The organism is Listeria grayi, assembly GCF_900638015.1.
Classification (GTDB): domain Bacteria; phylum Bacillota; class Bacilli; order Lactobacillales; family Listeriaceae; genus Listeria; species Listeria grayi.
This window is the reverse complement of sequence record NZ_LR134483.1, coordinates 267514-280073: the sequence shown is the minus strand read 5'-3', so window position 1 is coordinate 280073 and position 12560 is coordinate 267514. Positions and strand designations below refer to the sequence as shown.

Here is a 12560-nt window from a genome sequence, read left to right as displayed (position 1 = left end):
GCTAATTCTCCTCTGCTCAAAAATCTGCCACGATCGTACGTTGCACGGCATCGCTCGTTTGGGTCACGACTTCATTGGTTTGTTCCTTCTTCACAAAAACTTTCACTCGATAGCTTCCTGCCTCTGTGATCGGTAATTCGTAAGTGTTGTAAGGTGTGTATTTTGATTTAAAAACAGCTTCTTCTTTTCCAGCTTTGTACACATAAAAAGCGTAGGTAAAGGCTTCTTTTGTCTTTTGCTTAGTGAGCTGGCATTTCATTTGTAATTTATCTCCTACTAAAAATAATTGGACCTCTTTGATAAGCGGATTGCTTTTTTTCATTTTACTTTTCATCCTTTTTTTCATTTGTCTGGCCTCTTTCTTAGCTTGTAAATAATTGTGTAATGAGTGTTTCGATTTGTTTAACAATGCTTTGTTTATCAAATTTTTCTTTCGCATAATCTTTAAGTGCTTGCGCTTCCTTCCTTCCACGGTCGTGTGTGGCAATATAATCCGCCATTGCATCAATATTTGGGTGTATATAGGCTGCTGGATAAATAGTATCTGCCCCTTTCCAATCACGGATAACTGGGAAACTACCGCTGGCGATACCTTCTGAGACCGCTACATGAGAACCTTCATAGTCGCTGACGGATAAGAAATAACCGATTTTGCGCAGCCAGTCGTGCACATCATTACCGTGCTCGTCAAAAATAACATTTTCTTTCCACGGCGCTTTCTCGATTCGAGCAAATAATTGCTCATAATAGGTTCGCTCTGTCTCCCTCGCCATCAGCCAAGGAAGCTCCTGCGGCATTTTGCTTTTGACAAATAATTTATAGCGCGAGTCTTTTTCCCATAATTTTTCTAAGATGTCAACGGCCAGATCAAGCCGTTTGCGAGCTGGCAAAATACCGCAGATGCCCAAGTGGAATTCTGATCCGGACAGTTTTGCTGCATCTAGTTTTTCAGCATCGATCAAATTATCAAAATACATCATTTTGCTACGAGGAATTCCGAAAATACGGTGGAACTCTTCCAGCATATATGGTGTGATAACGATGATCTTATCGACTTTGTCGACATCCATTTGCTGTGGGAAGGCCAGATCTTTCTCTTGAAAGTGCATGCGGACAAGCAATTTTTGATTCTGCTGCTTATGTTTGGAATACCAGACCGCATTGCCGAGTCCCCACTCGCAAAAAACGATATCTGCCCACTTCACACATGCCTCGCTGTGCTTTTCATCATGTTTGCTATGGGAATCCCACTGGTCGATTTTCACTTCAAAAGCTGGATTTTGTTTGAAGTATGTCATGATCATCGCGGCAAATTTCAAATCATGACCGGCGAAAACGATTTTGATCGGCTCTTTTTTAAATGACCATAAAAAAGGTTTTAATCGCTCGTAGGCAGCTTGGAATGTAAATTGTTTGCTGGCAGCATAAATCTGTTTGGCTGCCTTTTTATACAGTGCCGGATCTTGCAGGATTGCGGTGGATTTCTGGATAAAATCTGCTTCTGTATCGACAAACAGTGGGTAATCGGCTCCCAGTATGGCTTCATGCATAACTGTCCTTCTTACTAAGGCCGGTTTGCCCAAACGGCCGTATTCCAATAATTTGCTGGAGAGTTCGACACTATCGTCATTATCAATATACTTGCTCCGCCAACTGATCCCAAGATCGGCTTCTTTGATCAGCTCTTGGCAATCTTCGCGCGGGATCGCACCGTGCCAAGTCAGTCCTTCTGTCGTTTTTAATGCTTGCACGATCGGTTCCCTTCGTTCTTTTGTCCGTAATACATCTTGGAATTTATCGCCGACGATCTGATAGGTGATCTCCGGATTGGTTTGGCGCATTTTTTGGACCGCAGAAAGGATTTCTTCGGTATACCAGTCGACATGGAATTTTCCGCTGTAGATCATACGATTATGCTGATTACGGAAACTTGGGATCTCAGGATTATCAGGTACCATCGGATAGAGGAGTTCGATTTTCCCGCCATCTACGCCAATCAATTTTTGGAAAGCTGCCTTCGTTTCTTTTGTCTGTAAAAACAGGTGATCAAACCGCTCGTAGACAGCTTGCAAATCTTTTCTTTCTTCCGGAGTCGAACGCTGATCATGCTTGAAGTCCGTCAAGTACGGCACCGTTTTAGCAGTGAGCACATCATCTTTCATGATCTCCCGTACTAAGGCAAATCCTCTGACAATGATCAGATCATATGGATGCTCTGTGTTTAAGCGCTTCATCAACTCCACTGCCTCTGCTACACTCAAACAGTGCCCTGCCTTATAAGGAACGCGGCCAAAATCTTGATGTGCTCTAATAAGCCGTAAATTCGGGATCTTGCTAAGTGCTCCAGTAAAACGCTGATTTTGATCCTCTGTTTTCAGCAGCAGATCCACTCGAACACTCGGATTCTGACTAAGCATGGTTCCCATCGAACTCAGCCAAACTGCTGAACCGTCCATCATATTAAAATTGATATCTCCATACAGTAATACTCGTAATTCTCTCATTATTGACACCTTTCACTTATAACCCAATATTTGCTTTGTCTGCCTCTGCTAAAGTTTGGCCATTCTCGATAAAATTGAATTTATCGGCACTGAAGAGCTGCGCCCCTTTTGCAAAATAAGCAGACAAGTCTTCCTTATTTATCCACGCTTTTAAACTGTCGTAAACTGTTCCTTCAAAGGGAAAGCTGGTACTCATGATCGATCGATCCGGCCATAAGCTTGTTACAAACTGGTATTCTACTTCTGCTTGCTTGCACACTAGCTTATTTTCCGTGGCTTCATAATAGCTTGCTTTTCCAATAAAATCGGCTTGTGTATATTTCGTAGCGATCATCAGGTCTTTGAGGTAATTTTCCCCATAATGATTCGCGGAATCGAAATAAGCCAGATACGAGCTTTCTGTAAACGTACGTAATTTCGTATAGTGCTTGGTATAATCTAAGATACAAATCTCGACCTGTTCGCTCGAGTAGCGATTGATCATCGTTTGTATTTCCGTTAAGTCATCTACCAAGAGAATCAGCTTTTTCGTCAAATAGGTTTGCCGTTCAAATTGTTCAATGGCAGCCTCGATATCCTTGGTGGTATCTACTTTGGCAATAACTGCAACAGAAGGCTCTTCGTCTGCGATCGTAACGCCCATGTTATCCAAGATAAATGCCATTCGTTTTTGATACGTATGTTTCTCATATACTTCCCGGATACCGAGCAGTGTTTTTTCTCGATAAGCCGTTTCATTCGTGCGCATCGCTGCTAATTGTTTCTGCAATTCCCGCGGATTCTGAGCGATCATCACGATATTCCCGAAGATCTCCTCGATTCCTTTCGAGTAACTGCTTAAAATCGGTGTTCCTGATGCCAGCCCCTCAAAGACGCGCCGTGAAAACATCGTGGGCGAATCAATGACGCTGTTGACATTCAAGATGTAGCGATAGCCTTTATAGGCCTTGGCAATGTCTTTATACGGCAAGCTACCGACGACATTTTCACGAAATTGTTTCGGAAAGAGAAATTCTTCTTCCGTCCGTTCAAAATTCCGGTCATAAATGACTAAACCATAATCTGCACTGATCGCCAGCATCTCATCCATTTTTTCGCGTCTCTCTATATGGCGGTTCGCATAATAAGAACCGGCAAAACAAACTTTGTCTTCTTTTGGGATACCTAATTGGATCGGATTATGCTGCGAAGGTTCTGCAGCAAAAGGCAAGGCAAAAACACGCTCGTGCTTGGCCTGTTTCTGATAATCCGGTATTTTATTTGCGTCCGTTGTATAAATATAATCAAAGCGTTTTGCGCTATCGATAAATTTTTCATAGTGGATCGGATCTTCTTTATTCCAAAAAACAGTGGGGATATCACGCTCTTGGCACCATGCTAATAATGCCTTCAATTCTTTCCGCTCATCATTGCTGTATTTACCGATCTTATATTGCCATGTATCACCATTTCCATGCCATGCTGACTCTACAAAAAGAAGATGCGGTCTGGCTTCGGTCAAGACTTCTTGCCAGTTATTCGGAGTGAACGTGATCAAATCGACGACCTTATCAAAACTAGTCATGGTAAATTCATCCAGGATACAGGCTACCCTCAGATCCTTGATCCGCTTTAGAGAATGCCAATCGTTTGGTATATCTTCATTTGCAGGAATGGAAGCATCTCGCTTTGATTGAAAAAATCTATTCACTTGTAAATGCTTGATTTTCGCCAGCCCTGCTCCAACAATTTTGAAAGCAAAACGCAGCGCCGTTGTTTCTTTGTCCAATGTAAGCTGGTGCTCCTTATTCATCTCTACAAAAGAGGTTTTTATTTTACGCGCAGCCGAATATTCTGCCACGGCTAATTTGATCGTTATTCCTTGTGATATTTCTGCTTCGCTTTGGATAATCAGCATTTCGCCCGGCAATACTTCTAATGGCTGTTTGGGTAGTCTTGAAAATGCGACATTCGTTTCTTTAAAAGAAGTATAATTCGCTTTCTCATTGGCATTGGCGAAAAAAAGTGAACCATCAGCGTCATAGGCGTGCAGCCCTTCCTCTCGAACATACCACCAATTTTCACTAGTACAAAATGCTTCTTTGGAAACTAGCTGCGGGTGGATTTCTCCAATGATCTCCGTTTCAAACTGATTGATTTCCTCATATAATGCATTTATTTGGTTGCGAAAAGTAGTTTTTTCCTTAGTTTCCAATATCTCCCAGTCCATTTCATTGTTTTTGTATTCGCCATTCGTGTATATTTTTCTTCTAATAGCGCGAAGGCCTTGGTTTTATCTGCTAATCGATCACGCAGCTTTTCCGCTTCCGCTTCTGCTTGCTGCTGATCGTGAAACAATCTGACAAGCGCTTGCTTCTGCTTTTCCAGCAACTCGAAGGTAGTTTGTTTATAGTTGCTTAATTCTGCTTGGGAATTTTGCAATTGTGTCAGCAGCTGTTCTTGGTCACGCAGTTTCTCATTAGCAAACTTGTTTCGGTCGTTCAATTGCTGATTTGCTTCCTTGCTTTTCTGCAAATTTGTTTCTAATTCGCGAATCCGCTGCTCCAGCCTATTGATTTCTGATTGGGCAGTCAGCTGTTCCGCTTTCATTCGTTCCTTTTCAGTACGCAGCATGATCTCCTGTTCCAAGTGTTGATGTGCTTCTTTCTCTTTTTCAAGCAGTTTTTGATGGATTTCCAGTAGTGCATTTTCAAACTCCTGCTGGTATTGATGTGCCGTTTGTTTAAGTTCTTTTTGCTCGCTGGTCAGCCAATCCGCATACACTACTTCCTGCTTTTTTTCTGTTTGCAGCTGTTTTCGTAAACGATCGTTCTCTGCTTCCAACCTCTGATTATCGAATAGCAGCGTATCTTCTTTCATTATTCACACCTCGTTACTTTTTCATAAATGGCTAAAAATCTCTTTTTTTCTTTTGTCCAATTATAGGATTCTCTTGCCCGTAAGGCATTATTGCGATAATGTTCTCGCAGCGTGGGACTATCTAGTAGATTATTGACGCCGGCTGCGATCGACTGGGGATCGTGCGAATCGACAACGATACCGGTATGTTCCTTTTCCACTACGCCTTTGATTTCCGGAAACTCGCAAGCAACGACGGGAATGCCGCTCATCATATATTCAAACAACTTATTAGATGAGGCAGAATAATGATTGAAGCATGTATTGTTCAATAGTTGAAATCCCAGATATGCTGCTCGTGTGTATGCCGGCAATTCTAAAACCGGTACTTTTGCAATAAACTTTATTCGGTCAGTCAAGCCCCTGCTTGCAACCATGCTTTGTAGATCGCTTTTTATTTTTCCATCTCCGATCAATACAACAACTCCGCGATGAAAAGCCGGTACTGCTTCGATCAGTTGTTTCAGCCCTCGCCCGGTTTGGATCCCGCCTTGATAAAGCAAGATCGGTTCATGCTTAGGGATATCCAATGCTTGATGGATGTCAGCGACGGTTGTTTCTTTATTTTCAAATGGATAATTGTGCACGACTTCTGGATAAAAATGGTAGCGTGCTTGAATATAGGCAGCGCGTGTGTGGTTCTCATGAATACAAATCGTCACATAACGGAGCAACCATCTTTCCAGATCTCCGTAAAAGCGGTGATTATAGCCAGAACGGCTCGTATTGATTTCATGCGAGTCAAACACCACTTTTTTTCGTTTGAATAATCGCCCGCATATCACTGCTTGCGGCAATGTGTTTAAATCATTAGCATGATAGATCGTCGTTTTTAAAAACAGACCATAACCGATCATTTTGACTATCAATACTAATTTTCGGACTAGATATTTTAGCTTTGTTGCATAAAGCAGTCCCAACAGCGATCCAATCACCAGTGTAGTGAGCGGAAAAAAGCGCATTGTACATGCAGCTATCAGTCCTAACAAGAAAACTTCCGACATCTTGGTTACCGTCGGCAAGCAAAATCTTACTCGATATACAACAAAGCCTTCGCGGAGTTGTTCCTTGCGTGGTTGCGCTCTCCCTCGAAGTGCTATCAAATTTACTATATAACCGGCTTCTGCCAGTGCAGTACATTCACGCAGTACTCTCGCGTCATGAGAAAATTCATTCCAGACGAACATCGTTACTTTATGCGTCATGATTTTCATCCTCATTGATTATTTGTTTTAGTGCAGCAAAATTTTTATGCCAATTATAGTGTTGCTTCGCATATTGTCTGCCACTTATCCCGATTGCTTCTCTTTTCTCTTTATTTACTGCCAACTCTTGCAGTTCATCCGCCAACTGATCCATGTCCCCACTATCTATAATGATGCCGGCGCCTACTTTGGTGATTATTTCTTTGGAATAGCCTCTAGCAAAACCAATAATTGGAAGTCCCATCCCCATGTAGTCAATCACTTTCCCAGGTAAGACTGATCCGAAAACCGGATGAGCATCCAGCCCAAGATAGGCGATATCGGCTTTTTGCAAGTGCCGTAAAACATGCGCTCTTGGTTCAGGGGGTGAGACATCGATATTGGTCAAATTTTTATCTCGGATCTGTTGTTTGATCTCTTGGTATTTAATTCCATAGCCAATCAGCCGGAATTTTATCTGCTGCTGTTCTTTGAAGCGTTCTGCCAGATTTACCAAATGGTAAATGTCTTGTGCGAGTCCCATATTACCAGCATAAATGATCGTAATGTCTTCATTTTTCTCTCTCTTCGTTTCTTGTAATTCTGCTTCTGTCAGCCCGTTTGGAAGGAACACGATTTTTTTCTGCATGCCCGTAATAGCCTGAATGTAAGGCATGAAACCTTCACTGTTGACAATAATCGTATCTGCACGTTTATAGATATGTTTTTCGATCGGCAGTGCCAATTTCATTAGAAAAAACGGGGCCCTGCCCTTCATCGCTTTTAAGGTTTCCGGCCATAGATCTCGGATGTCTACAATAAATTTGGCTTTATATCTGAATTTGGCAAACAATCCAACAAGTGGGATAGATAATGGTGGAGAAGTTACGAATACAACATCATATTTCTCTTTATCTTTCAATAGTTGGAAGATCAGCTTGATCAATACTTCTGCATATAAGAAGAATCGAAACAGCATGTGCTTTTCAAATCGTCCGGTTCTTGCTTTTACTCGCTGGATCGTTGCGTCTATTTCCAGATCTTCTCGAAATTCATTGCCTTGATATATCTCTCTAAGCGGATATTGCGGTTCTGTTGTCAGAACATGCAGGTCGAACTGCTTACTCAAGTGAATACAGATCTGTTTCATGCGGTTAGCTGCACTACCGATTTCGGGCGGAAAATTTTGGGTGATCACCAGTACTTTTTTCATCAACAACCTCCACTTGTGGGCACCTGCTCCTTAAATATGCAGCAATTCCTTTTCATTGGACTTCGAAATGTTTCCTAGGTCGTAATAGTTTTCCATTGTCTTGCAATTCGTTGCGATTGCTTTGGTGTCTAGAATCACCGCATTTTTAGCCAAATGAAAATCACTTGGTTCTAATGCTTTGAATTCACTATGATCCGTCAAGATCAGTACCACATCTGCTTGATCGACGGTTTGGTCCAGATTATTTTCTACAAACGGTGCTTTGACATGCGGATCAAATGCTTTTACTGAATAAGCGGGATTGCTTTCTAATGTTTGGTAGATATCTAAGGCCGGGCTTTCGCGAATATCATCGATATCCCCTTTATAAGTTAGCCCTAGTACCGCGATTTTTGCTTTTTCTTTATGTTTAGTCCATTGTTCTACCTTTTTGACAATGAATGTCGGCATCGTAGAATTGATCGCACGAGCAGTTTGGATCAATGGCGAGACACTTGGAGCCTCCGCGGCAATGAAATACGGATCGACCGCTAGACAATGTCCGCCAACGCCAGGTCCTGGTGTATGCAGATTGACACGCGGATGCTTATTTGCCATCTCAATGACATGCAGGGCATTGATATCGAGTTCATCACAAACTTTTACCAATTCATTCGCCAAGGCGATGTTCACATCTCGGAATGTATTCTCCATCAGCTTCGACATTTCTGCTTCGGAAGCACTGGTTTCGATCAGTTCTCCTTGGACAAAGATGCTGTAGATCGCTTTTCCTGCTTGTGTACATGCTTCTGTCATACCGCCGATGATTCGGTTATTGTGGATCAGTTCGTGGATGACTTGACCTGGAAGAACGCGTTCTGGACAATGTACTAAGAAAATATCCTTCCCTACGACAAAGCCTTCTGCTTCGATCATTGGTTTGATGTGATCTTCCATGGAACGCGGAGCAATTGTTGATTCTACGATGAGTGTATTTCCTTTTTCCATGACTGGTAAAATTGTTTCTACGGCGCTTTTGACATAGTCTAAGTTGCACGATTTATAAGTGTCCATATTGTTAGGCGTTGGTACAGAAACAATAAAAGCATCCGCTGCTTCTGCTTCTGTTCCTACGTGAAAGTGATTGCTTTGGAGTGCTTTGTCTAATTCCGCTTGCAATCCTGGTTCTTCGATGTGGATACGCCCTTTGCGAAGCTTCCCTAAGACGAGTTCATTAACATCCATTCCGTACACATGTTGTCCGTGGTTGGCGAACATGATAGCAGTAGGTAATCCAATATAGCCTAAGCCAACAACTGTTATTTTCAATGTTAACCCTTCTTCCAAATTATTTAGCTTCTGGAATAGCTATATTCCAGTTTGCCAATTCTTTTTTTTGTGGTGTATAGATCAATTGCGCGGTTTTAACATCTTTCGGTAATTCAAAATACATGTGCCCCGTCAATGTTTTACCAGGTTTGAATGTATCTCCGAAGTTGTTTCCGCTGTCTGATACTTCATAAGTTTTATCTGCTGCTTTAAGTTTGAAATCATATGCGCCTACTCCAGTTTCTGTGCTGTCATTATTCACAAACTTCATTTCGATGTTGACGATGTTTTTGCTACCTTTTCCATTTTCCGTTGTTTGGATATCTGCAATTTTCATATCCATGTTGTTTACAGTTTTAGTAACTGACATTTCTTTTTTTGATACTTTTTCTGTTTGTTTTGCGGGTTCGTTTTGTTTATCTGTCTGTTTGCTTGTCGTGCTGCATCCGGCAACCATAATGACTGTAAGTGCCGCAATAATGCCGAATAAAATCTTTTTCGTTTTCATATTACCCATCCTATTCTATTGATTAGAACATCAAGAGCTGCAGGCTAGCCACAGCTCTTGATGCAAACTAACTTATTTAACGACTTTTACGATTGTAGAAGTGATGACTGCGCCTGAACTGTTTTTACCGATCATTTCTACTTTGCTATCTGCTTTGATGTTTTTATCGTTAACGAAATATTTGAATGTACCGTCTGCATTCACAACTGCTAATGCAGCATAATCTTTGTTGTCTACTTTGACTGTTACTCGTGTTACATCACCTGTTGCTGTTCCTGTGATATAGTAGCTGCCGACTTTGAAAGTATCTGCTTTGATCGTTCCTGTTGCACCATTGATCTTCACTTGCTTACGATCAAGTTCTGTGCCGTTTTTGCTATAGCCGATAACTTCCACTTTGCTGCCTGATTTGATACCTTTATCTGTTACGTAATATTGGAAGCTTCCGTCTTTAGCGATCATCGCTGGTGACGTATAATTTTTGCCATCCACAACGATTTTCACATTTGTTACATCTCCTGTTGCTGTTCCTTTGATGTAAGCATCGCCGACTTTGAAATCATAAGCTTTCACTGTTCCGGACAAATTGATGATATTTACTGGCTTACGGTCTAATTCTTCACCATTTTGGCTATAACCAACTGCAACTACTTTGCTGTCTGCTTTAATGCCTTTATCTGTAACATAATAGCTGAATTTACCGTCTGCAGTAACGCCTGCTTTGCTGTATTCTTTTCCGTCTACGATGATACTTACTTTTTTCACATCACCTGTTGCTGTTCCGGTAATATGGCTAGAGCCGACTTTGAAATCAGCCGGGTTGACTGTTCCCGCTCCTGCAACAAGTTTCACTTTTTTACGATCTAATTCCACACCATTTTTACTGTAAGCGACCATTTCGACATCTTGATCAATGCTTGTGATGTTTGGTCGTGCATAATAGTGTAATTTACCTTCTTTAACAGGTACAGTTGTCAGATCTTTTCCATCAATGATCACGCGTACTTTTGCAATATTGCCTGTGTAAGTACCGTCAATGTATGAATCTGTTCCTACTTTGTAGCTGTTTGGATATAACACACCTTGCGCTTTAACTATGTTGACTTTCGCACGATCCAGTTCTTTTCCGTTGACGTCATAAGCAACAACTTCAACGTCTTGGTCTAGTTTCAAGATTTTTTGTCCGACGTACAAGCTATATGGACTAGAAGTTACCACTTTCATACCTTGATATTTGCCATCGATGTAAATTTTAAGAGTATGAACATCGCCAGTGAACGTCCCAGTAACGGCTGTATCTTCTGCGATAACGAAGTCATCTGCGGTGACTGTTCCTTTTAGCACTCTATCATAGTAAAGTGTAATCTCTTTATCGCTCGTACCCATTGTTCCTGTTAGACTCTCGGAAGAAGAATTGTATGTGTAATCAGCAATCGTCTCTTTTGGAACATTATATTTGTCGCCTTCTTTGACATCTGCGGTGTAGTCTGTTTTGATTTGTTTGCCTGTTGCTTTATCTACATAATGTGCTGTTAATTTGTGTTTTGCGATGTCTTTGTTGTAGTAAACAGTGATTTCTTTATCGCTCGCACCCATTGTTCCTGTTAAGCTCTCAGAAGATGAATCAAATGTATAGCCTGTGATCGCTGCTTTTGGAACATTGTAAGCATCGCCTTCTTTGACGTCTGCAGTGTAGTCTGTTTTGATTTGTTTGCCTGTTGCTTTATCTACATAATGTGCAACTAGTTTATGATTTTCTTTTTTGTTGTAGTAAAGCGTAACATGACGGTCTACTTGTCCCATTGTTCCTGTTAGGCTGTCAGAAGATGAATCGAACGTGTAGTCTGCGATGTCTTCTTTTGGAATGCTGTACGCTCCGCCTTCTTTGACATGTTTTGCATAAGGATCATGGATTTTTTCGCCAGTTTTCTTATCCACATAGTCTGCTGTTACGTTATGCATTTGTGGTAATTGGTTGATTGCGATCAGGAAGTCATGTGCGCCTGATGTAGCACCTGTTGAACCTGTGAATCCCCAATACACTTCGTTGGATTTAAATGCTTTTTGCGGATCAATTACTTTCGAGTTGCTTACACCATTAAATGTGTAAGTTAATTTATTATTTGCTTTATCCCAATGAATGGATAATTTTTTCCATGTACCATCGGCAATTTGATCATTGATGTAGCTAACTGCCTCATGTGGTTGAGCTTGATCCTTTGGAATATCTGCTGGTGTCACGATAGCTGTATGACCATAAAGTGTTTGGTTTAAATCTTGGTCGTATTGATATGCTCCTGAGCCAGTGTCTTTGCTGTTGTAATAGGAATCATATTCAAATGATAATGCGTTTTGGATATAAGAACCAGTCCATGAATATGCACCCAAGCCTTCTCCGTTATCACCTAATGCTTTCGTTCCTCTGCTATCATTGTGCATTGTAAACGTAATTCCATCTGCAAAAGCTTTCTCTGCATCATAATTACCAAAGTATAGGTACGAAGATAATGTAAAGTCTTTAGTTAGATCTAGTTTGTAATTACCAAATATGGATCCTGCTTGGTAAAAGTCTTGTGCTAGATTGATCGACTTTCCATCATCATCAATACTTGCACTCCCATTACCGGGTTCAAATACATCTTTTAAATTTTCTACATTCTCTGGTGTTGGTGGTACATCACTATCGGCTTTAACATTTGCAGTTGCTGCATGAGCATTCACATGATTGCCCATCATTGAATAAAATGGCGTTAAAGCAATAAACATGACTAATAGTAGTTTTAAACCTTTGTTAAGTATCTGTCTCATTGTCTTTTCCTTACTCCTCTACTTTTGTATTTCTATCCAATAGCTGATTGGATATGTTGTATCGCGCTAGGGGATTTGATTTCCCTTCGCAGCTTTCCCTTCACCCCCTTTGCGTTCCAACACGCATTATCAGGATA

General features: G+C 41.2%; 9 protein-coding genes. All 9 read right to left on the bottom strand.

Going from position 1 to position 12560, the window contains the following annotated elements; all coding sequences use genetic code 11:
- Positions 1 to 16: 16 nt before the first annotated feature.
- Positions 17 to 346, bottom strand: coding sequence for a hypothetical protein (locus tag EL241_RS01410; protein ID WP_126320282.1), 330 nt, complete (start codon positions 344 to 346; stop codon positions 17 to 19).
- A 16-nt stretch (positions 347 to 362) separates the two neighbouring features.
- On the bottom strand, positions 363 to 2504 hold the full coding sequence (locus EL241_RS13740) for a glycosyltransferase family protein (protein ID WP_036103476.1): 2142 nt from the start codon (positions 2502 to 2504) through the stop codon (positions 363 to 365).
- 16 nt (positions 2505 to 2520) lie between these two features.
- The gene (locus tag EL241_RS01400; RefSeq protein WP_232020841.1) at positions 2521 to 4698 is read right to left on the bottom strand and encodes a CgeB family protein; all 2178 of its coding nucleotides are present in this window, start codon (positions 4696 to 4698) and stop codon (positions 2521 to 2523) included.
- On the bottom strand, positions 4659 to 5363 hold the full coding sequence (locus tag EL241_RS01395; protein WP_036103473.1) for a hypothetical protein: 705 nt from the start codon (positions 5361 to 5363) through the stop codon (positions 4659 to 4661). Before EL241_RS01395 ends, EL241_RS01400 begins: the two co-directional genes overlap by 40 nt.
- Positions 5363 to 6610, bottom strand: coding sequence for a glycosyltransferase (locus tag EL241_RS01390; RefSeq protein WP_126320681.1), 1248 nt, complete (start codon positions 6608 to 6610; stop codon positions 5363 to 5365). The genes EL241_RS01395 and EL241_RS01390 overlap by 1 nt, the downstream gene beginning before the upstream one ends.
- Positions 6597 to 7799, bottom strand: coding sequence for a glycosyltransferase family 4 protein (locus EL241_RS01385; protein ID WP_036103470.1), 1203 nt, complete (start codon positions 7797 to 7799; stop codon positions 6597 to 6599). The genes EL241_RS01390 and EL241_RS01385 overlap by 14 nt, the downstream gene beginning before the upstream one ends.
- A gap of 30 nt (positions 7800 to 7829) precedes the next feature.
- Complete coding sequence (locus EL241_RS01380; RefSeq protein WP_036103686.1) at positions 7830 to 9107, bottom strand: nucleotide sugar dehydrogenase; 1278 nt, start codon at positions 9105 to 9107, stop codon at positions 7830 to 7832.
- 19 nt (positions 9108 to 9126) lie between these two features.
- Complete coding sequence (locus EL241_RS01375; RefSeq protein WP_170166131.1) at positions 9127 to 9615, bottom strand: DUF4352 domain-containing protein; 489 nt, start codon at positions 9613 to 9615, stop codon at positions 9127 to 9129.
- A 72-nt stretch (positions 9616 to 9687) separates the two neighbouring features.
- Positions 9688 to 12423, bottom strand: a complete 2736-nt coding sequence (locus EL241_RS01370; protein WP_036103467.1) for an immunoglobulin-like domain-containing protein — start codon at positions 12421 to 12423, stop codon at positions 9688 to 9690.
- Positions 12424 to 12560: the final 137 nt, after the last annotated feature.

Excerpts from the sequence above, each read along its gene's own strand:
- EL241_RS13740 (WP_036103476.1), bottom strand. The coding sequence starts at position 2,504 with ATGAGAGAATTACGAGTATTACTGTATGGAGATATCAATTTTAATATG.
- EL241_RS01370 (WP_036103467.1), bottom strand. The coding sequence starts at position 12,423 with ATGAGACAGATACTTAACAAAGGTTTAAAACTACTATTAGTCATGTTT.
- EL241_RS01385 (WP_036103470.1), bottom strand. The coding sequence starts at position 7,799 with ATGAAAAAAGTACTGGTGATCACCCAAAATTTTCCGCCCGAAATCGGT.
- EL241_RS01395 (WP_036103473.1), bottom strand. The coding sequence starts at position 5,363 with ATGAAAGAAGATACGCTGCTATTCGATAATCAGAGGTTGGAAGCAGAG.
- EL241_RS01410 (WP_126320282.1), bottom strand. The coding sequence starts at position 346 with ATGAAAAAAAGGATGAAAAGTAAAATGAAAAAAAGCAATCCGCTTATC.
- EL241_RS01375 (WP_170166131.1), bottom strand. The coding sequence starts at position 9,615 with ATGAAAACGAAAAAGATTTTATTCGGCATTATTGCGGCACTTACAGTC.